Annotated in this window: 9 protein-coding genes, 1 tRNA gene and 1 other RNA gene; 3 read left to right on the forward strand and 8 right to left on the reverse strand. The window is 75.8% G+C overall.

The genetic code is table 11. The features are described 5' to 3' along the window. Nucleotides 1-76: 76 nt before the first annotated feature. The 3 genes from B5D66_RS13010 to ffs form a co-directional block, all read right to left on the reverse strand. On the reverse strand, nucleotides 77-412 hold the full coding sequence (locus B5D66_RS13010) for a YbaB/EbfC family nucleoid-associated protein (protein WP_078761964.1): 336 nt from the start codon (nucleotides 410-412) through the stop codon (nucleotides 77-79). A gap of 108 nt (nucleotides 413-520) precedes the next feature. Then, a complete protein-coding gene (locus tag B5D66_RS13015) occupies nucleotides 521-2,536 on the reverse strand; it encodes a DNA polymerase III subunit gamma and tau (protein WP_078761965.1) in 2,016 nt (671 codons plus the stop codon). Between the two features lie 183 nt (nucleotides 2,537-2,719). Next, nucleotides 2,720-2,815, reverse strand: an RNA gene (ffs, locus tag B5D66_RS13020) — signal recognition particle sRNA small type. Nucleotides 2,816-2,957: 142 nt separating this feature from the next. On the opposite strand from ffs, the gene B5D66_RS13025 reads away from it, so the two are divergent. The 3 genes from B5D66_RS13025 to B5D66_RS13040 all read left to right on the forward strand — a co-directional run bounded on the left by B5D66_RS13025 (nucleotide 2,958) and on the right by B5D66_RS13040 (nucleotide 4,362). After that, nucleotides 2,958-3,203 (forward strand): hypothetical protein, encoded by a 246-nt coding sequence (locus B5D66_RS13025; RefSeq protein ID WP_078761966.1) that lies wholly within the window; start codon nucleotides 2,958-2,960, stop codon nucleotides 3,201-3,203. A gap of 257 nt (nucleotides 3,204-3,460) precedes the next feature. After that, nucleotides 3,461-3,545 (forward strand) — tRNA-Ser (locus B5D66_RS13030). Between the two features lie 406 nt (nucleotides 3,546-3,951). Further along, on the forward strand, nucleotides 3,952-4,362 hold the full coding sequence (locus tag B5D66_RS13040; RefSeq protein WP_078761968.1) for a VOC family protein: 411 nt from the start codon (nucleotides 3,952-3,954) through the stop codon (nucleotides 4,360-4,362). A gap of 171 nt (nucleotides 4,363-4,533) precedes the next feature. On the opposite strand, the gene B5D66_RS25085 is transcribed toward B5D66_RS13040, so the two are convergent. The 5 genes from B5D66_RS25085 to B5D66_RS13060 form a co-directional block, all read right to left on the reverse strand. Continuing rightward, the gene (locus B5D66_RS25085) at nucleotides 4,534-4,731 is read right to left on the reverse strand and encodes a hypothetical protein (RefSeq protein WP_144390107.1); all 198 of its coding nucleotides are present in this window, start codon (nucleotides 4,729-4,731) and stop codon (nucleotides 4,534-4,536) included. Between the two features lie 81 nt (nucleotides 4,732-4,812). Then, nucleotides 4,813-5,310: a phosphoribosyltransferase gene (locus B5D66_RS13045; RefSeq protein ID WP_078761969.1), complete on the reverse strand. Its 498-nt coding sequence runs from the start codon at nucleotides 5,308-5,310 to the stop codon at nucleotides 4,813-4,815. Nucleotides 5,311-5,488: 178 nt separating this feature from the next. Continuing rightward, the gene (locus tag B5D66_RS13050; protein ID WP_078761970.1) at nucleotides 5,489-5,698 is read right to left on the reverse strand and encodes an MbtH family protein; all 210 of its coding nucleotides are present in this window, start codon (nucleotides 5,696-5,698) and stop codon (nucleotides 5,489-5,491) included. A 20-nt stretch (nucleotides 5,699-5,718) separates the two neighbouring features. Further along, nucleotides 5,719-14,253 (reverse strand): non-ribosomal peptide synthetase, encoded by an 8,535-nt coding sequence (locus B5D66_RS13055; protein WP_159457263.1) that lies wholly within the window; start codon nucleotides 14,251-14,253, stop codon nucleotides 5,719-5,721. Next, nucleotides 14,250-22,019, reverse strand: coding sequence for a non-ribosomal peptide synthetase (locus B5D66_RS13060; protein WP_078761972.1), 7,770 nt, complete (start codon nucleotides 22,017-22,019; stop codon nucleotides 14,250-14,252). Before B5D66_RS13060 ends, B5D66_RS13055 begins: the two co-directional genes overlap by 4 nt. Nucleotides 22,020-22,091: the final 72 nt, after the last annotated feature.

A 22,091-nucleotide genomic window follows, 5' to 3' on the forward strand; every position in this document is an offset into this window, starting at 1 on the left:
GAGCCGGCGACGACGGCCCTCCCCCAGCGCGGTGCCCACCGGTGGCCGCACCAGAGCGCGCGGCCACCGGAACGGCTCAGAAACCGGGCAGGCCCGGCATCCCACCGCCACCGAGTCCCTGCGCCAACGGCCCCATCTTCTGCTGCTGAAGCTCGTCGACGGCCCGCTCGGCGTCCCGGATGGCCGCGAGGACCAGATCCGCGACCGTCTGCGCGGTCTCGGCCGGGTCGTCGGCGTCGATCGCCTTGGGGTCGATCCTGATGTCCTCGACCTGCCCCCGGCCACTGACCGTCACCGTGACCAGGCCGCCGCCCGAGGTTCCCTCGACCTTGGACTCCTCCAGCTCCTGCTGGGCCGCCATGAGCTGCTGCTGCATCTGCTGGGCCTGCTGGAGCAGCGCCTGCATGTCCATTCCGCCGCCAGGGTTCACCGGCTCCTCCTTACACGCGATGTCCGTGCCTGCGAGCGTATCCGCTCTTGGCCGACACGGAACGCGCACGACGGCCACGATGACGCCACGTCACGCGGTGTGGTCGATCTCCTCGATGATCTTCCCCCCGAGCTCGCTCTCGATCAGTGAGAAACCCGACGGCGGAGGAGCGTCCTCGGCGTCCAGGTCGTTCTCGGGGTCGGGGATGTCGGGCTCCTCTGGCGGAGGCGGCCCCTGGTCGGCGGATGCCGGCCGGGACGGCGCCGCAGGGCGCACCGGCTCCTGCGGACCGGTCGGCGGACGCTGCGCGTCCGACCGGTCGGCGGAGGGGGGCGCGGGCCGCGCGTCCCAGCCGCCCGGCTCCGGCCGCGGGTCCGGCGCGGGAGCGGGGGCCGGGGCGGAGCGGGGCCGCTGCGGCGCGGCGCCGTTGAGCGGGACCGCCGTCACCCGCAGCTCGACACCGAGCACGTCCTTGATCGCGCCCTGCACCACCTGGTCGCTACCGCTGTTGGAGAAGCCCTTGGCGTCGTTGGGCCGCTCGAAACCGAGCTGGACGATGTTGCCCTCGACGCCCACGACCTGGACGTCGTTGCCGGTGAGGATCATCCAGGTGAAGCGGCGGCGGCGTTTGACCGCTTCGAGGATCTGCGGCCAGGAACCGCCGAGGACTCCCACGTCGATCGCGCCGGGCGCCGCCGGACGTTGCGGCACCGGGGCGGGCGCCGGCGGCTGCGCCGCGCGGTCGGGGACGGGACGGTCCCAGCCGCCCCCCGTGGGCGCGGCCGGTGGCCGGGACGTCTCGGGCGCCGGTTCGGGCGCGGCCGGTCGGGCTTCGACGGGCGTGGGGGGCGCGGGAGGAGGCGGCGCGGGGCGCTGCGGCTCGGATGCCACGGGCGCGGGCCGCTGCGCCGCAGCGGGGGCCGGAGCCGCGACCGGGCCGGCCGCCAGCCGCCGCTCCATCTGGTCCAGCCGGGCCGCCAGCGCCACCGGATCCCCGGCCCCCTCCGTTCCCGGCAGGAGGATCCGGGAGCACATCAGCTCCAGCAGCAGACGGGGCGACGTCGCGCCGCGCATCTCGGTCAGGCCCTTGTTCAGCACCTCGGCCGCGCGGGTCAGCTCGGCCGCGCCCAGCCGGGACGCCTGCTCGCGCATCTGCTCCACGGCGTCGGGGGAGACGTTGATCAGGCCCTTGTCCAGCGCGTCGGGCACGGCCGCGAGCACCACCAGGTCGCGGACGCGTTCCAGGAGGTCGGCCGTGAACCGGCGCGGGTCGTGCCCGCCCTCGACCATCCGGTCGATCAGCCCGAACACGGCGGCACCGTCGCGCGCGCCGAGCGCGTCGACCATCTCGCCGAGCAGTCCCGAATCGGTGTAGCCGAGCAGGGACACCGCGCCCTCACGGGTGATGCCGCGCTCGTCGGAACCGGCGAGGAGCTGGTCCAGGATCGACAGCGAGTCACGCGCCGACCCGGCACCGGCCCGCACCACCAGCGGCAACGCCGCCGGGTCGAAGGGCACCCCCTCCTCGGTGAGGATCTGCTCCATCAGCTCGCGCAGCGTACTGGGCGGGATCAGCCGGAACGGGTAGTGGTGGGTGCGCGAGCGGATGGTACCGATGACCTTCTCGGGCTCGGTCGTCGCGAACACGAACTTCAGGTGGGGCGGCGGCTCCTCGACGAGTTTGAGCAGCGCGTTGAAACCCTCGCGGGTCACCATGTGCGCCTCGTCGATGATGTAGACCTTGTAGCGCGAGTTCACCGGCGCGAAGAAGGCGCGTTCCCGCAGGTCGCGCGCGTCGTCCACACCACCGTGGGAGGCGGCGTCGATCTCGATGACGTCGATGCTGCCGCCGCCGTCGGGCGCCAGCGCCACGCACGACTCGCACACCCCGCACGGGTCGGGCGTGGGCCCCTTCTCACAGTTGAGGGAACGCGCGAGGATGCGCGCGCTCGACGTCTTGCCACACCCGCGCGGACCGCTGAACAGGTAGGCGTGGTTGATCCGGCCGTTGCTCAACGCCTGACGCAGCGGCTCGGTGACGTGCTCCTGCCCGCGCACCTCGCCGAACGTGGCCGGCCGGTACTTGCGATACAGCGCGATGCTCACGGCGCGCTCACTGCTCCCTCCGCGGACCGGCGTCCCGTGGGCGCGGATTCCCCGGTCGCCTCCACGTCACCCATTCAACCCCGTAACCGTGACAGCTCGGGCCGACTTCCGGCAGGGACCGTCACGGCGAGGCGGGAACGACGGTGCTCGGTGGCCCTGCGGCGCGGAGCCCGGCCCCGAAAACGAAAGGACCCCCCGCGCACCCGCCAGAGCTTACTTATCCTTGCTGCCTTCCGGCCCTGGGGAGGTTCATAAGATGACGCCGCACGAGGGGTCTGCCCCCAGTCTATAGGGATCGGGGAGTGCCACGCCAACCCGCGGCGCAGCGCGGCGTCCGGACGGACCGGAGATCTCCGGCGTCGCGCGTGACGGGGCCTCCCACGACGGCTTCGGGGGCGCCCGCCCGAGACGGAGACGCCCCTTGTCCGATGGCGAGGGCGCCGTGGCCGGGGATCCGGAGACGTTCACCCGGTTCCGGGAACGCCACCGCGACGACGGCACACGGCGGATCGGCGACGTGGCCGTCGCGACCACGGCCGTCGCGCGGCGCGGTCCCGCGCGGCCTGGCCGAGCACCCCGAGAGGTGGACTGTGCGGCTGTCGACCGCGCGCGCTTCGAGGCGGTGAGCGAAGACACCGCCCACGGCGGCCCCCGCACCACCGGCTGATCTTCGACGCCGTCGCCGTCGTCCTCAGGCGCCACGTGGATCCGCCCGGACCGCCGGCCTGGAGTCCCGCCCCCGTCCAGCGCCCGCCGGGGCCGGCGCGGCGGGCCGGGTCACGCTCCCGGCCGGGTCCCCCGACGCCTTCCCCGCCAATGGATCCGGCCCGTCCGGAGCGCCCTTCCCCACGCTGTTCCGGGGAGTGCCCCGGGGTGCCCCACGAGCGTTCGCGGCACCCCTCGACGGCATGTAGAGTTGTCCACGGAGGATTCGCCTAGTGGCCTAGGGCGCACGCTTGGAAAGCGTGTTGGGGGCAACCCCTCACGAGTTCGAATCTCGTATCCTCCGCCGGCGGAAGGCCCGGAGCGTTCAACGCTCCGGGCCTTCGTCGTTCGCGGTCTCAGTTGACCTGTTGGAGGCTGGGATCACCCTCCTCTCCGAGCCGGTCGGCCATGGAGGCCCGACGACCAGCCCACGAGCGCCATGACGGCCCGATCGGACACCCACAGGATCAGGAGAACGATCGCGGCGGTGTGCCGGGCGTCGCGCAGACGGGAATCCCGCAATCCGACCTGTTGGAGGATCGCCTTCTCGCGGTAGTCGGTGTTCGGGTTCGGCCTCCCTGGTGGGCGAGGTGAAGACGTACTCCCGATGGCGTGGATCCGACCGCATACCCGATCGGCCGACACAGCGTCCTGTTCACTGAGCAGTTTCGGAGAAGTCTTCGTCCTGGTTGATCGCTAGTGTCGATGTCGTGTTCACCGCCATCACGCAATCGCAGATATACGTCCTCGACCAGGATGAGGCCATCGACTTCTACGTCGGCAAGCTCGGCCTGGAGATCACCGCAGACGTCGACATGGGGTTCATGCGCTGGCTGACCGTCGGCGTACCGGGTCAACCCGATCGGCAGATCCTCCTGGAGAAGCCGGGCGCGCCGGCGATGTCGGAGGAGACGGCGGAGCAGGTGCGCGAGCTGATGACCAAGGGAGCCCTGGGCGGCTGGTTCATCCTCACCACGGACGACTGCCGCAAGACCTACGAGACGCTGCTCAAGAAGGGGGTGGAGTTCACCGAGGAACCCACCGAGCGTCCGTACGGGATCGACTGTGGTCTGCGCGACCCCTTCGGCAACCACATCCGCTTCACCCAGCCGAAGGCCTGAAGCGCTTCGACACCCACGAACGGTCACACCTCGGGCACGGCGTACAGCGCAGAAGTACAGCGACCGCAGCGGCTCGCGGCAGAGCACCGTCACATCTCCCGACCACCGGGAGACCCGCATGACCGGTGTCGAATCATCCGCATCGGACTACGGATCAGAAGGTCACGCGGCTCACGGGACGGCCCAGCCGTCGGCGCGGGGCCGGAACCGCAGTGCCGGTGCCGTCGCCCTGCTCGTCGCGGCGAACGCCGGGCTCCAGGGGCCCTGCTCCACCGTGACCACGATTTCGAACGCGTCGCGGCCACCACGGAGCACCCCCTCCAGTGGTACGGACCCCTGAGCGGACAGTGGACCGCCCTGCGGGGTCACCCGCGTACCGCTTGGAGGGGGTTCGCGACGCCTCCCCAAGTGCCGCCCGCGTCCCGTCCCGTCCCGGCCGGGACGGGACGATCAGGCGTCGCGGCCCCGGCCGCCGCGGTCGACCACGGGGGGCAGCACCGACCAGGGGAAGTTGATCCAGCGATCGGTGTGCTTCCAGACGTACTCGCACTTGACCAACGAACGCGGCTTCTCGTAGATGACCGCGCTGCGCACCTCGGCGACGTGCTCGGCGCAGAAGTCGTGGACGAGCTTGAGCGTCCTGCCGCTGTCGGCCACGTCGTCGGCGACGAGCACCTTCTTGCGGCTCAGGTCGACGGTATTGGGGACCGGGGGCAGCATGACCGGCATGTCGAGGGTCTGGCCGACGCCGGTGTAGAACTCGACGTTCATCACGTGCAGGTTTTTGACGTCGAGCGCGTACCCCAGCCCTCCCGCGACGAAGAGCCCGCCGCGCGCGATCGAGAGGATGATGTCGGGCTCGTACCCGTCATCGGCGATGCGGTGCGCCAGCTCCCGCACGGCGGTGCCGAAGAGCTCGTAGGTCAGGTTCTCGCGCTCGTCGCTCATTGCTTCCCTCTCGATCCGTGTCCGGCGTCCGGGCCGGCGGCGGCCTGCGGTGCCCACCGGCCGGACCGCCCTCCAGTATCGGGGGCGGCGCCCCGCCACGCCCCCTCCCCCTCCGGACACGCGCGGGCCGCGCCGGGAGGGTGTCCCGGCGCGGCCCGCGGTGGAGGGCGTCGCGCGCTCAGCCGCCCATCGCCCGGACGAGACTGCGCGGGCGCAGGTCGGTCCAGCGCTCCTCGATGTGGGCGAGCGCCGCCGGCCTGCTCCCCGCCGGCAGGTCGACCTCCCAGCCCGCGGGAACCTCCGCGAACTCCGGCCACAGGCAGTACTGCCCCTCCTCGTTCACCAGCACCAGGAAGACGCCCTCGGGGTCGTCGAACGGGTTGTCCACGTGTGTCTCCTCTCCTCGATTCAGATGCGCGCGGCCGGGCGGCCGGGCGCGGACCGCGACGCCCTCAGCGCGGCGTCGATCGCCCGGCCCACGCGCGCGGCCGGGCCGGTGTCGAGCAGGCGGTCGTGTTCGGCGTCCACCTCGACGCCTTCGACGCCGCCCGCCGCGTGGGGCAGCCACGCCTCGGCCGTGGGGTCCCCGGGGGCGCGCCCCCGGGCCGCGGTGACGTGCAGCAGCGCCCCGCCGAACCGGCCGGGCCGGAACCGGCCCGCGATGGTGCCGTGGCAGCGCACGACGTGCACCAGGTTGTCCAGGGTCGCCTCGTCCAGCCCGGCCAGCGGTCCGCCCGCCGCGCGGAAGACCTCCAGCAGCCGCGCGGGGGTGAGCCGATCGGCGCCGAGGGAGCGGGGGTCCACCGCCGCCCCCGAGTAGGCGAGCAGGTCGGCGAGGATGTCGTGGTCGTCGGGAACCCGTTCCAGCGGGGTGGGCGGGTAGCCGTCGAGCAGCGCGAGCACGCCGACCTCCCGGCCCTCGCGTTCGGCCTGGACCGCCATCTCGTGGGCGACCAGCGCCCCGAACGACCAGCCGACGAGGTGGATCGGCCCGTCCCCGTACATCCGGCGGACCCGCGCCAGGTAGCGCTCCGCCATCTCGGGGATCCCGGCGGGCGGGTCCGCCGGGGCGGCGATCCCCTCCGCCTGGAGGGCGAGCACCGGATGCGCGGCGTCGATGTGGCCGGCGAGGCGCACGTAGGGCCAGCCGACCCCCACACCGCCGTGGACGCACACGACCGGCGGCGCCGTCCCCCCGCTCCTGATGGGCAGGGCCGGGGCGTAGGCGCCGTCGGCGACACCGACCGGTCCCGCCGTGGCGGGGCGGGCGGGCGCGGCGTCGGCGCCGAGGTGGGGGCGGACCGCGTCGAGGGCGCGCATCCACTCCGCCGCGATCGCCCTCGCCCGCTCGGCGCCGACCAGGCGGGTGGCCCAGCGCAGTTCGGCCACGAGCCGCCGCCCTTCGGGACGCTCCTCGACCCTGGAGGAGACCTCCAGGACGTGTTCGAGCGGCGTCGCGGACGCGGTGTCGGCGTCGAAGGCCGCGCTGTCCTCGGTGACGGTCCAGTCGCCCCGGCCCCCCGCGCCGAGACGGCCCAGGTGGTTGAAGCCGATCTGGGGCCTGGGCGCGTCGGCGAGGAGCGGCGCGGTGCGGGGGTTGAGGTGGCGCAGCAGCCCGAACCCGACCCCCGTCCCGGTGAGCTCGGCCCGGCGCCGGGCGACGCGCGCGGCGGCCCGGGCCAGGGCCGGGCCGTCCTGCGGCGCCGCGGCGGCGACCCGTACCGGGCGCTGGGTGGTGAACCAGCCGACGGTGCGCGAGACGTCCCCCGCGCCGGGGACGGCGTCGCGGCCGTGCCCCTCGACCTCGACGACCACGGCCCCGTCGGAGCCGCCGCCGGGCCGTCCGTGCGCGGCGACCGCGCCGGCCAGGGTGGCGAGCAGGACGTCCTCGACGCCCACGGCGGGGGCGACGGCCAGCCGCTCCAGCAGGTCGCGGGTCGCCTCGGGGGGAAGTTCCACGGTCAGGGAGGCGGAGGTGGCGCGGGTGTCATGCCGCGGATCCGGCCCCTCCGCGGCCGGCAGGACGCCGGCCGGCCCGCTCTCCCCCACCCACATCGGCAGTTCCGCCTCGACCTCGGGGGCCGTGGCCAACCGGTGGAGCTCCCGTGACCAGGCGCGGAAGGAGGTCCCCGGTTCGGAGAGCCGCGGCGCGTCCTCCCCGCGCGCCGCGGCCCGCCACGCCTCCTCCAGGTCCTCGACCAGGACGTGCCAGGAGACGGCGTCCACGGCCAGGTGGTGGACCATGAGGAGGAGCCGGCCCGGTTCGTCGGGGCCGCGGTCGAACCACACCGCGCGCACCATCGCGCCGCCGCGCGGGTCCAGTCCCGCGCGGATCCGGTGCGCGTGCGCCCCGATGGCGGACACGTCGCCGTCCGCGGCGCGCGCCCCCGCGGCGTCGACGCGCTCCAGCACGGGCCGCGGCGCCCCGTCCGGACCGGGCACCTCCAGCGACCACGCCCCGTCCTCGGCGACGTCCAGACGCGCGCGCAGCATGGGGTGGTGGCGGACGAGGGCGTCCAGGGCCACGGCGAGGTCGGCCTCCCGCGCGCCGGCCGGAACCTGGACGACGACGGACTGGTTGACCTGCTCGATCGGCCCCCCGTCCGCGCGCAGCCGGTGCATGATCGGCGTCACCGCGACGGTGCCGGCGCCGTCGTCCCCGGCCGTCCCCGCGCGCGCCACGGTCAGCCGGCGGGCGAGCGCGCGGACCGTGCGGTGGGCGAAGACGTCGGCGGGGGCCAGCGCGAACCCGCGCCGGCGCAGCGCGCCGACGAGCTGGATGGACCGGATGCTGTCACCGCCCAGGGCGAAGAAGTCGGTGCCGACCCCGGGCACGGGGACCCCCAGGACCTCGGCGAACGCCGCGCACAGCGCCCGCTCCTCCCGGCCGCGCGGCGCCCGGTCCGCGACCGGACCGTCGGTGTCGTCGGGGTCGGGCAGGGCGGCGCGGTCGACCTTGCCGTTGGGGGTGGGGGGGAGCGCGTCGACGGTGACCAGGCGCGCGGGCAGCATGTGGGCGGGCAGCACCTCCGCGAGGGCGTCGCGAACGTGGTCGGGCTCCAGGTCGGTGACGACGTGGGCGACCAGGTGGGCGATCCCGCCGGCCGGGGAGCGCGCGGTGACCACCGCCGCGTGCACGCCGTCGATCCCGTGCAGGGCCGCCTCGACCTCGCCCGGTTCGATCCGGTGGCCGCGGATCTTCACCTGGTGGTCCCTGCGCTCCAGGAAGGTCAGCGTCCCGGTGGCGTCCATGACCACCCGGTCGCCGGTGCGGTACATGCGCGCGCCGGGCGGGCCGAACGGGTCGGCGAGGAAGACCCCCGCGGTGCGGGCCGGGTCGCCGACATAGCCACGACCGACGCCGAGGCCGCCGACGTACAGCTCGCCGGCCACCCCCGCCGGAACCGGGGCGAGGTCGTCGCCGAGGACGTAGAGGGCGGTCCCGCGGACCGCGCGGCCGATGGGGACGCGGACCGTGGACGGCGCCGGCGGCGTGTCGAGGACCGCGTGGGTGACGTCGTCGGAGCACTCGGTCGGACCGTAGGCGTTGACCAGGGGGATGTCGGGGAAGCGCGCCAGCCAGCGTCGGCACAGGTCCGGCGGCAGGGCCTCGCCGGTGACCACGAGCCGGCGGATCCGTCCCAGGTCGGGCGGGGCGACCCCCGCGTCCCACAGGTCCAGTGTCGCGCGCAGCAGGGACGGCACCACTTCGAGGATCGTCGCGCCGTGCGCGCCGGCGCGGCCGAACAGGGCGCCGGGGTCGGCCGCGGTGGGACCGTCCACCGCGACGATCCGGCCGCCCGCGGCGAGGGGGGCCAGCGTCTGCCACACCGCGATGTCGAAGGACAGCGGGGCGTTGAGCACGACGGTGTCGTCCTCGCCGAGTCCGAGGTCGTCGAGCTTGGCCCGGAGGTGGTTGACCATCCCGCCCCGGTGGACCATCGCCCCCTTGGGACGTCCGGTGGAGCCCGACGTGAAGATCACGTAGGCCAGGTCGTCGGGGCGTTCCGCGAGCGGGGCCGCGGAGGGGGGTTCGGCCGTCGCGCCGTCCGCCGGGACGGTGATCGCGACGGCGCCGGCCCGTTCGGCCAGCGCGTCGGCGTACCCCCGCTGTCCCGACCCGGCGAGCAGGATCCGCGCGTCGCAGTCGGCGAGCATCGCGGCGGCGCGGGCGGGCGGGGTCGTGGGCTCCACCGGGAGCCAGGCGGCCCCGGCGTCGAGGATCGCCAGCACCGCGGCCACGAACCCCGATCCCCGCTCGGCGCACACGGCGACGACGTCGCCCCGCGCGACCCCGAGGTCGAGGAGCCGGGCCCGCAGCGTGTCGGCGCGCGCGACCAGTCCCCCGTACCCCACGACGGTGCCGTCGGGATCGACCACCGCCGGGCGTTGCGGGTCGCGTTCGGCGACGTCGCGGACGATCCCGCCCAGGGGACGGTGCGCGACGTCGGGCCGGCTCCCCCGTCCCAGGGCGAGGACCCGTTCCCGTTCGTCCCGGTCCAAGATCCCCACCCGTGACAGCGGCGTCTCGGGCGCGTCGAGCAGGGTCTCCAGCAGGTGGACCAGCCGCCGGGCGAGCAGCTCGACCGTGGGGTGGTCGAAGAGGTCGGCGGAGTACTCCACCGCCCCGTCCAGCCCGTCGGGCTCGCCCCGGGGTCCGGTCCGCTCGACCAGTTCGAAGGACAGGTCGAATTTGGCGGTGCGGGTCGTCACCGGAAGGGCCGTCAGCCGGGCGCCGGCCAGCTCGGGCGGCCCGCCCACATCAGGGTGGAGGGTGAGCATCACCTGGAAGAGGGGGTCGCCCGCGCGGGACCTGCCGGGGTCGACGTGCGCCGCGACCTTCTCGAACGGGCAGTCCTGGTGGGCGTGGGCGGCGAGGTCGGCGCGCCGGACGCGCTCCAGGAGGGTGGCCAGGTCGGGGTCGCCCTCCAGTCGCGTGCGCAGCACCAGCGTGTTGACGAACATGCCGACCACGTCCTGGACGGCCTCGTCCGTCCGCCCGGCGACGGGGACGCCGATGGGGATGTCGGTTCCGGCGCCGTGCTTGTGCAGGAGGACGGCCAGGGCCGCCCTGAGCACCATGAACGTGGTGCACGAACGCGAACGCGCGTACGCGGCGATCCTGCGATGCAGCCGCGCCGGGACCGTGAACCCGCACACCCCGCCCCGGCCGGACGGGCGCGCCGGCCGGGGGCGGTCGGCGGGCAGGTCGATGTGGGCGGGGAGGCCGGCGAGCTCCTCGGCCCAGTAGGCGAGCTGGCGTTGCAGCGTGGGCGTGGGATGCTCCCCGCCCAACAGGTCGCGCTGCCACAGGACGTGGTCGACGTAGCCGGGGCCGGGCTCGGGCGGGCGCGGGGACCGCCCCGCCCGGCGGGCCCGGTAGGCCTCGGCGAGGTCCGCGTGGACCCTGGCGAGGGCGTGCCCGTCCGCCGCGATGTGGTGGACGACGAGGAGCAGGACGTGCCGGTCGGGGGCCAGGCGCAACAGCCGGGCTCGCAGGAGCAGGCCCCGGGCGAGGTCGAAGGGCCGGGCGGCGGCCGCGTGAAGCGCCTCGTCCAGTTCCGGTTCGGCGACGTCGGCCGTCTCCAGGGTGATGTCCGTCTCCTCCATCGGGATGGTGACCTGGTGCGGCCCGTGGCCGTGGTCGTGGTGGGCGGTGCGCAGCTGCGGGTGGCGTTCGACCACGTCGCGCAGTGCCGCCTCCAGCGCCGCCGGGTCCAGCGGCCCCTCGACGAGGGCCGCCGAGGGCAGGTTGTAGGTGGCGCCGGGCCCGTGGAGCCGGTCGAGGAACCACAGCCGCGCCTGCGCGGGCGACAGGGGCGCCGGCCCCTCGTGGCCCCGGGGGACGACACGGGGGCGGTGGGCGGCGGGCGCGTCCAGGCGCGCGGCGAGCAGCCGGGGCGTGGGCGCGTCGAACACCGCGCGGACCGGCAGGTCGACGTCGAGCGCGGCGCGGACCCGGGCGGCCAGGCGCGTGGCCAGCAGCGAGTGGCCGCCGGAGGCGAAGAAGTCGTCGTCGGCGCCGATCCCGGGGCGGCCGAGGACGTCGGCGAACAGGCCGCGCAACAGCTCCACCCGCGGATCGTGGGCCGCGGCGGGGGCCGGCCGTGGGGTCTCGCCCCTCCGCCACGGATCGGGCAGGGCCGCGTGGTCGACCTTGCCGCTCGCGGTGAGGGGGAGGCGGTCGATCTCGGCGATCGCCGCGGGCACCATGTGGCGCGGCAGCGCAGCGGCGGCGTGGCGGGTCAGCTCGTCGGTGTCGACCGTCCGCCCCTCGGCCGCCACGACGTGCGCGACCAGGTGGTCGGCGGTGGCCGTGACCACCGCCCGGGACACGTCGGGGTGCCGGTTCAGCACGGCCTCCACCTCGCCCGGTTCGATCCGGAACCCGCGGATCTTGACCTGGCGGTCGGCGCGCCCCAGGTAGTCCAGGCGGCCGTCGGGGCGGCGGCGCACCAGGTCTCCCGTCCGGTACATGCGCCCGCCCGGTGGGCCGAACGGGTCGGCCACGAAACGTTCGGCGGTCAGCGCGGGGCGCGCCGCGTACCCGCGCGCCACCCCGGTCCCCGCCAGGTAGAGCTCGCCGGCGACCCCGTCGGGGACCGGCCGCAGCGCGGCGTCCAGGACGCGCACCCCGGTGCCCGAGACGGGGCGGCCGATGGGCGGCGGGCCCGAGCCGGGCGGTCCGAACTCGGCGACCGTCGCGTAGATGGACGCCTCGGTGGGGCCGTACCCGTTGAAGGCCCGCGCCCCAGCGGAGACGACCCTGTCGGCCAGGTCCGCCCCCACCGCCTCGCCGCCCATGAGGACGCGCACGCCGGCGACGCAGCCGGGGTCGTGCTCGGTCAGCGCGTGCCACAGGCTCGGGGTCGCCTGCACGATGGTGGCTCCGCTGTCGCGGATCGCGCGGCACAGCAGGGCCGCGTCGACGATCGTGTCGGGTTCGGCGACGACCACCTCGGCGCCGGCCAGCAGCGGGACGAGCAGTTCGACGTTGGCGATGTCGAAGCCGAAGGTGGTGACGGCCAGCAGGCGGTCGCCGGGGACCACGCCGAGCCGGTCGCGCATGTCGAGGAGCACGTTGAGCAGGCCCGCGTGGGACACGACGACCCCCTTGGGCCGCCCGGTGGACCCGGAGGTGTGCAGCACGTAGGCGGCGTTGTCGGGCAGGGCCGCGGCGGGGCGCGGCGCCCTCTCCTCCCGCGGCCCCGCGAGGGACGGCGCCACCGTGGGCGTGCCCTGCGGCAGCAGGGCACGGCCGAGCTCGTCGGTGGTGACCACGACGGCCGGCGGCGCGTCCGCCAGGACGGCGCGGACCCGCGCCGGCGGGTGGGCCGGGTCCAGGGGCAGGTAGGCGGCGCCGGTGGCGACGACGGCGAGGAGCGCGACGACCAGGTCGGTGGAGCGGGGCAGCAGGATGCCCACCGTCGTCTCGGGACCGGCACCGCGCGCGGCGAGCTCGCCGGCCAGGGCGGTGGCGCGTTCGCGCAGCTCCCGGTAGGTGAGGGTGTGCCCCGCGCAGGTGACGGCGGGCGCGGCGGGACGCAGCCGGGCCTGTTCGGCGAGCAGGCCCGCGAGCCCGGGGCCGGGGTCGGGCGCGGCCGGCCCCTCCCCGTCGGCGGCGAGCACCGCCCGGCGCCCCCGTGGCAGCGGGTCGATCCGGGCGATGGGGGTGTCGGCGACGGCGGGCAGGTCGGTGAGCAGCCGGGCGGTCGCCTCCGCGAGGTCGCGGGCCGGCCCGTCGGCGACGGCGTCGGGCAGGTGCGAGACCCGCAGGCGCAGGTCGTCGCCGGGGACGACGATCAGGGACAGCGGGTAGTGGGTGGCGTCGCGGACCGCGGCCGACACCAGTTCCAGTCCCCCGGGCAGATCCCGCCCCGCCCGGTCGAGCGGGTAGTTCTCGACCACCACGACGGTGTCGAAGAGCTCCCCCGACCCGACCTCGCGTTGGATGTCGGCCAGGCCGACGTGCAGGTGCGGCAGCAGGTCGGCGGCGCGGTCGTGCAGTCCGGCGAGCAGCTCGGCGGGGGTGCGGCCGGGCCGCGGGCGCGCGCGGACCGGGACCGTGTTGATGAACAGGCCGACCATCGTCTCCACCCCGGGCAGGTCCTCGGGCCGCCCCGAGACCGTGGTGCCGAACACCACGTCGTCGCGTCCGGTCCAGGCGCCGAGCACGATCGCCCACGCACCCTGGACGATCGTGCCGAGGGTCAGTCCGCGCTGCCGGGCGAACGCGGCGAGGCCGCGGGTGGCCTCCCGCCCCAGGCTCACCTCGACGTCGCTGGGCAGCGCCGCGGGGCCGGTGGCGCGCTGCGGGGCGATCCTGGTGGGCTCGGCCGGCCCCGCGAGGTCGGCGCGCCACGCCGCGAGCGCGGCCGGCCGGTCCCGGCCGGCCAGCCGGCGCAGGTACTCGCGGTAGGGCGGGGGCGGTCCGGCCACGTCCGCCCCCGCGTACAGCGCGACGAGGTCGCCCAGCAGGGGGGCCATGGACCAGCCGTCCAGCAGGATGTGGTGGCAGGTGAGCACGATGTGGGCGGAGTCGGGGGTCTCCCGGATGAGGGAGAGCCGCATCAGGGGCGGGCGGGCCATGTCGAAGCGTTCGAGGCGGTCGGCGTCGACGATCCGCTCCACCTCGGCGGCGCGCCGCTCCTCGGGCAGGTCGCCGAGGTCGTGCTCACGCCACGGCATGCGCACCGCGGTGGGCAGCAACTGCACCGGACGTCCGTCCCCGCGGAACCGGAAGGCCGCGCGCAGGTTGGCGTGGCGGGCCAGCAGGGCGTCGCCGGCCGCCCGCAGGGCGCGCGCGTCCACCGCGCCCCGCACCCGCAGCAGCATCTGCACGTTGTAGACGTCGAGGTCGCCGGTGTCGTAGCCGGCGAGGAACAGCAGCCCCTCTTGGAGCGGCGTGAGCGGGAGCACGTCGCTCAACGACGAGCGTGTCACCGGGATACCTCCTGGTCGGCGAAGTCGTCCAGCAACTCGTCCTCGAACGAGTCGATGTCTTCCTGGGTGATCTCGGGGATCGCCCCGGTATCGCGCGGGGCCTCGGCCAGCTCGGCGAGGACGCCCTCCCACGTCCGGACGATCCCGTCGGCGTCGGTGTCGGAGACGACCGCCGGGTCCCACCGCCACAGCGCGGTCAGGCGCGGCCCGTCCGCGTGCTCCTCGACCAGCACGTCGAGTGACAACGGGTGCGGGATCGGCATGTCCGGGTCGGCGAAGGCGTCGTCGGGCAGTTCCCCGAGAAGAGGGGTCCAGGGCTCCCCCGACCGTCCGGGCAGGCGGCCCAGGTGGTTGAAGGCGATCTGGGGGGCCGGGGCGCCGGCGAGCCCGGGCGCGTGGTCGGGGTGCAGGTGGCGCAGTACCCCGTAGCCGATGCCGTGCTCGGGGACCGACGCCAGGATCTCCTCGTTGCGCGCCCGCGCCACCCCGCCGGCGCCGCCCTCCAACAGCACCGGGTGCAGCGTGGTGAACCAGCCGACCGTCCGCCCCGGGTCCAGCCCGGATCCGGGGAGGGGGCGGCGCCCGTGCCCCTCGACGTCGACCGCCACCCGGCGCGGGACGGGGCCGCCCCGTTCGCGCGCCCACGCGGTCATCGTCAGGGCGAGCGCGCCCAGCAGGACGTCGCCGAGCCCGCCCCCGCGGCCGGCCGCCGCCCCGTCGAGCAGGACGGAGGTCAGGTCGGCAGGGGTCTGCGTGCGCCGGCGATGCGCGTCGGCCATCCTCGTGGCGCCGGGCGGCGCGGGGAAGAACGGCTCGATCCCCGCGGCCACCTCCTCCCAGTAGGCCGCCTCTCCCCGGTGGCGGTCCAGCGCCGCGGTGCCGGACTGGTGGAGCGCCCAACGGCGCAGCGACGTGGGCACCGGCGCGAGGTCGGGCGCGCGCCCGGCGGCGACCGCCTCCCAGGCCGCCGCGAGGTCGGGCAGCAGGATCCGCCAGGAGACGCCGTCGACCGCCAGGTGGTGGACCACGAGCAGGAGACGCCCGCGACGCGGTTCGGGGGCGGCCAGCCAGACCGCCTGCACGAGCCCGCCCTCCTCGGGGGACAGCCGCGCGCGGGCCCGCGCCGCCTCGGCCTCCTGGGCCGCCCGCGCGGCCTCGCGCGGCTGGGGCAGTTCGGTCCGGCGCAGCAGGTCGCCGGCGCGGACCGTCCCGGGTTCGGCGATCTCCATCCGCCATTCGCCGTCGCACACCAGGCGGGCCCGCAGCGCGTCGTGGTGGTCCAGGACCGCCTGGAGCGCCGCGGTCAGCTCGGCCTCCCCGATTCCTCGCGGCAGGTCGACCAGCACCGACTGGTTGAAGCCGCTCGTGCGACCGCCCAGTCCGCGCAGCCAGTGCCCGATGGGGGTGAGGGGGAAGGCGCCCACGCCCTCGGGGTCGTGTTCGCGCGCGGTGACGGGGACGCACGCGGCGGCCACCGCCTCCAACGTGCGGTGCCGGAACAGGTCCTGGACGCTCAGCTCGTGCCCCGCCTCGCGCAGCCGCCCGGCCACCTGGATGGCGAGAATGCTGTCACCGCCCAACGCGAAGAAGTCGTCCTGTGGGGCCGCCCGCACCCCGAGGACCTCCTCGCAGACGCGGACGAGGGCGCGTTCGGCCGGGGTCGCGGCCCCACGGCCCCGCCCCGACTCGACGAGCGGCTCGGGCAGGGCCGCGGTGTCGAGTTTCCCGTTGGGCAGGACAGGCAGGGCGGCCAGCTCCACGACCGCCGAGGGGACCATGTGGTCGGGAAGCCGCCGGGCCAGGCGCGTCCGCACCGCGGCCGTATCAAGGGGGGCGCCGTCGGCGGGGACCGCGTAGGCGACGAGGCGGCGGACGCCGGGACGGTCCTCGCGGACCCGGACGGCCGCCTGCCCCACCTCGGGCAGGGCGGTCAGGGCGGACTCGACCTCGCCCGGCTCGATCCGGAACCCGCGCAGCTTCACCTGCGCGTCCGAACGGCCGAGGTGGTGGAGCCGGCCCCGACCGTCCCAGCGGGCGAGGTCCCCCGAACGGTACATCCGGGATCCCGCGGGCCCGAAGGGGTCGGCGACGAACCGTTCCGCGGTGCCCGCCGGGGCCCGCAGGTATCCTCGGGCGACCCCGTCGCCGCCGATGTAGATCTCGCCGACCTCTCCCGGGGCGACCGGGCGCAGGTAGCGGTCCAGGACGTAGACCCTGGCCCGGGCCAGCGGCCGGCCGATGGGCGGCGTCCCCTCCCCCGGGTCGAGGGGGTCGCTCATGGAGGCGCACACCGTCGCCTCGGTCGGGCCGTAGGCGTTGATCATCCGCCGTCCGCCGGCCCACCTGCGCACCAGTCCGGCGGCGCAGGACTCTCCCGCGACCACCAGGGTCATGTCCCCGGGAAGGTCCACCCCGTCGGGGAGCGCGGCGAGGACGGTGGGGGGCAGGCAGAGCATGCCGACACGTTCGCGCCGCAGGAAGGCGGCCAGTTCCGCGCCCCCCGCGCGCTCCCCGGGGGAGGGCACGACCAGCGTCGCCCCCGACAGCAACGTCAGGACCGTCTCCCAGGCGGCGGCGTCGAAGCTCAGCGCGGCGAACTGGGCGACGCCGACCCCCTCGGCGAGGCCGAGGCGTTCGATCTGGTCCCGGGCCAGGGCGGTGACACCGTGGTGCGGGACCACGACCCCCTTGGGCCGTCCGGTGGAACCGGAGGTGTAGATGACGTAGGCGGGGTGGTCCGGGTGCAGCGGCGCGGCGCGCTCGGCGTCGGTGACGGGACGCTCGTCCAGCGCGTCCACCAGCGCGGCGGTGCCCGGATCGTCCAGGCGCACGACGTGCACGCCGGTGGGGACCTGCCCGGCCCCGGCGGCGTCGGTGATGACGGCGACCGGGCGCGCGTCCTCCACCATGTGGGCGACGCGCTCGCGCGGGTAGTCGGGGTCCACGGGCAGGTAGGCCGCGCCCGCCTTGAGCACGGCGAGTTGCGCGACGACGACGTCGGCCGAGCGGGGCAGCAGGGTCGCCACGACGTCCTCGGGACCGACACCGGACCCGATCAGGTGGCGCGCCAGCCGGTTGGCCCGGCGGTCGAGCCGCGCGTAGTCCAGCTCCGTCCGCGCGTCGCGCAGCGCCGGCGCGTGCGGCGACGCCGCGACCCGCTGTTCGAACGCCGCGGGCAGGGTGAGGGACGGCTCCCGCCCCCATGTCCCGTTCCACTCCTCGACCACCGTGTGGCGGAGGGAGGCGTCGAGCAGCTCGAACCGGGACACGCGCGCGCTCGGATCGGCGACCGCGGCGTCGATGACCCGCAGCAGCCGGTCGGCCATCCCCTCGACCGTGGCGCGGTCGAACACGTCGCGGTCGTACTCGACGGCGAGGTCGACGCCTTCGGCGGCCCCGTCGCGGCCGTGCCGCTCGGTGAACTCGAAGGCGAGGTCGAACTTGGCCGCTCCGGTGGGGGCCCGGACCGGTTCCACGCCGATCCCGGGCAGCTCCAGCCGCCCGGTCCCGTTGTTGTGCACCACCAGCATGACCTGGAAGAGCTCGCGCTCCCGGGTGCCGTGCTCGGCGGTGACGGCGTCGACCACCCAGTCGTAGGGGACGTCCTGGTGGGCGTAGGCGTCCAGGTCGGTCGCGCGCAGCCGGTCCAGCAGTTCGGTGAAGGAGGGGTCGCCGTGGACGTCGCCGCGCAGGACGAGGGTGTTGACGAAGAAGCCGACGAGCCCTTCGAGCGCGGCGTCGGAGCGTCCGGCGACCGGTGTGCCCACCTGGACGTCGGTGCCGGCGCCGCCGCGGTGCAGCAGCACGGTCAGGGCCGCGTGCACCACCATGAAGGGGGTCGTCCCGGTGCTCCTGGCCAGCGCGACGATCCCGCGGTGGGTGGCGGCGGGGACCTCGCGCTCCACCGTCGCGCCCCTGCGGGTGGCCGTCGCCGGCCGCGGCCGGTCGCCGCGGATCCGGTCCGGCGTGGGCGACAGGGTCCGTTTCCAGTAGGCGAGCCGGTCCGCGGCCAACGGCCCGGGCTCGCGGGCGCCGCCCAGGGCCTCCTCCTGCCACAGGGCGTAGTCGGCGTAGTGGAGGGGAGGCTCGGGCCAGTCCGGCGCGGCACCGGACAACCGGGCGGTGTAGGCGTCGGACAGGTCGCGGGTGAGCGGGACGAGCGACCAGCCGTCGGCCGCGATGTGGTGGGCGACGCACACCAGGACGTGTTCCCGGGCTCCCAGGCGGAACAGCTCCATCCGCAGCGGGGCCTCGCGTTCCAGGTCGAAGGGGCGCGACGCCACCTCGGCGAGCCGGCCGTCCACCTCACCGGGGGCGACCTCGTGGACCGCCAGCCGCACCCCGGCCTCCCGGGGCCCCAGCACCCGTTGCCAGGGCACGCCCGCGGTGTCGGGGTAGACGGTGCGCAGGATCTCGTGGCGCGCCACGACGTCCTCCAGCGCGGCCGCCAGGGCGGCGATGTCCAGCGGGCCCGTGAGCCGCACCGCGTAGGGAAGGTTGTAGGCGGCGTCGGGGCCGTGCATCCGGTGCAGCGCCCACAGCCGGCGCTGGGCCGCCGACAGGGGGACGCGCGCGGGACGGGGCCGCCGGCGCGGCTCCGGCAGCGCGGGCTCCCCCTCCCCCAGCCGGGGGGCCAGGCGGGCGACGGTGGGCGCCTCGAAGACGGTGCGGACCCGGATGCGTACGCCCATGGCCTGCTGGATGCGCGCGCACAGCCGAACGGCCGACAGCGAGTGGCCGCCCAGTTCGAAGAACCCGTCGTCGATACCGACCGGGGGCAGGCCGAGCACCTCGCCGAACAGCGCGCACAGGCGGGCCTCCACGGCGTCGCGGGGCCCGCGCGTCGCCGTGGGGGCCCGGTCTGCGGCGGTGGGCGCGGGCAGCGCCTTGCGGTCCACCTTGCCGTTGGGGGTGAGGGGCAGCCGCTCGTGGCGCACCACGGTCGAGGGGATCATGTGCGCGGGCAGCAGCCGCGCCAGCCCGTCGTCGAGGTCCGCGGTGGCGATGGCCCCGGTGACGTGGGCGACGAGCGTGTACCTGCCCGGCTCCTCCTCATGCGCGACGACGGCGGCGTCGCCGACTCCCGGCAACGCGCGCAGCGCCGCCTCGACCTCACCGAGCTCCACGCGCTGGCCGCGCACCTTCACCTGGTCGTCGCGCCGGCCCAGGAAGTCCAGCCGCCCGTCCCCGCGCCGGCGGACCCGGTCGCCGGTGCGGTACATGCGCGTCCCGGGCGGGCCGAACGGGTCGGCGACGAAGGTCTGCGCGGTGCGTCCCGGCGCGCCGACATAGCCGAGGCCGACCCCGGCCCCGGCGACGTAGAGCTCCCCCTCCACCTGGGGCGGCAGCGGTCTGAGGTTGGCGTCGAGGACGTAGAGCCGGGTGTTGCGCACCGGGGAGCCGATGGGGACGCCCTCGGCGAGCCCGTCGTCCCAGCGGGGGATCACCTCGTGGGTGACGTCGTCGGAGCACTCGGTGGGACCGTAGGCGTTGACCACCGGGACGCCGGGGAACCGCTCCGTCCAGCGGCGGACCAGGTCGGGGGGCAGCCGTTCCCCCGTCACCAGGAGCACCCGCAGCGCCCCCGGGTCGGGACGGTCCAGCCCCGCGTCCCAGGCGTCGAGGGCGGCCCGGAGGAAGGACGGCACGACCTCGACCACCGTGGCGCGCCGCCGACCGGCGACGCCGAACAGCTCACCCGGGTCCGCCGCGGTCGCCCGGTCCACGGCGACGACCGTGCCGCCCACGGCCAGCGGCGCGAGGATCTGCCAGACGCTGACGTCGAAGGTCAGCGGCGCGTTGTGGACGACCACGTCGGCGGAGGTGAGCCCGAGGTCCTCGATCTTGGCGAGGAGGTGGTTGTGCATCCCCGGACGGTGCACGATCACCCCCTTGGGCCGGCCGGTGGAGCCCGAGGTGAACATGACGTAGGCGGGCAGGCCCGCCACCGGCCGGGGGCGCCGGTCGGTCCACGCGGCGGGGCCGTCGTGGCGTCCCCGGCGCGCGTCGACCTGCGCCACCGGCACCGCGGCCGCCGCGGCCAGGTCCGCCGCCGCTTCGGCGTGGTCGGCCGTGGTGAGCAGGAGCGCGGCGGCGGCGTCGGCCAGCGCCGCGGCGTTGCGCCCCACCGGCGCGTCCGGATCCAGCGGCAGCCACCAGGCCCCCGCGTCCACGACGCCCAGCAGGGCGGCGGTGTAGTCCGCGCCCGGTCCCATCAGCAGGGCGACCGTCCTGCCCCGGGCGCCCCTGGCCTCCACCAGGTCACGGACGCGGGCCAGCGCGCCGGCGAGCGCGCCGTAGCCGACGGGTCCGGCCGGGTCGACGACCGCGGTCGCGTCCGGGCGTTCCCGTGCCGTCCGGCGGAGCAGGTCGGGCAGGTGTGCCAGCCCGCCCTCTCCCGTCACGGGCCCTTCGGGGCCCCGCAGCACGTGGTCGCGTTCCGCCGGGTGCAGGACCGACAGCCGGGCGAGCGTCGTCCCGGCCTCGCTCAGCTGCCCGAGCAGGTGGGCCAGCCGGTCGGCGTGGGCGCCGGCCTCGGCCCGCTCGTACAGCAGGGGGTTGGCGTCCACGTGCAGGGCCACCCCGCCGTCGTCGAGGTCCTCGAACAGGAACTGCACGTCCTCCACCGGCCCGGTGGACAGGTTGCGGACGACGGCCCGCGCGGCGCCGAACCGCATCGGCTCGCCGGGCGGCAGGACGTTGACCGTGGGGCCGAACGGCCGGATGTCGTCTCCGGGGACACCGATGTCGCGCCGGACGCGTTCGCCCCGGTAGAGCTGGTGGCGCAGGCTCGCGCGGACCTCTGCCGCGACGTGCCGCACCAGGTCGTCGCGCGCCATCGACGGGCGGATCCGCAACGGCAGGGGGAGGAAGTTGGCCCGCATCCCCGGGATCGCGCGGGCGTCACGGCCGCTGCGCCCGGTCACCGGCAACGTCAACAGGATGTCGCGCAGCCCGGTCACGCGCTGGGTGTAGACCCCGGCGGCCGCGATCGCCAGGACCGACCAGCTGGTCCGGGCCGCGCGGGCGACCTCGCGCAGGCGTCCGGCGGTGTCCGGGTCGATCCTGCGGGTGTGCCGGTGGGCCCGGGCCGAGGCGACCGGTTCGGCGGAGCCCCCCTCGCCGGAGAATCCGGTGAGCTCCGGGGGGTGCGGGAAACGCGCGGTCCAGAACTCCCGGTCGGTGTCGATGCGGCCGGAGGCGCGGTAGGCGAGCTCGTCCTCGACCAGGAGCCGCAGCGGCGGAAGCGCCGGCCCCGGGTCGGCGTCCGCGTCGCCGAGGGCGTCGTGGAGCGCGGTGATGCGCGCGTAGAAGAGGGTCCGCGCGTAACCGTCCATGACGGCGTGGTGGGCGCGCATGAACAGCCGGTGGTTGCGCGCGTCCAGCCGGAGCAGGGCGAAGTCGAAGAGGGGGCCGTCCGTGAGGTCGAAGGGCCGGTCCAGGCGCGCGCGCGTCCAGTGGTCGGCCTCCCCCGCCGGGTCGGCCGCCCCGGCGAGGTCGAGGAGCGGCAGCTCCCAGTCGGCGGGCAGGTCGACGACGGCCTGCACGATCTCGCCGGCCTCCTCGCGGAACCGGACCCGCATGGTCTCGCACTCCCGCAGGGCGGCGGCCACCGCGGCGCGCAGCCGTCCGACGTCGAGGTCTCCACGGATGTCGATGTGGTCGGCGATGGTCCAGGCGGGACTGCGCGGGTCCGCCTGCTGCGCCCGCAACATCTCCACCTGGGCGGCGGCGACCGGGAGCGTCGTGTCGGTGAGGGCGTGCATGTGCTGGCTCCTGATGCGTTCATCCGTGGGAACGGCCGTGGGACCACGGCCGGGGGCGGGGGCGGGCACCGG

The organism is Marinactinospora thermotolerans DSM 45154, from assembly GCF_900167435.1.
Lineage (GTDB): Bacteria > Actinomycetota > Actinomycetes > Streptosporangiales > Streptosporangiaceae > Marinactinospora > Marinactinospora thermotolerans.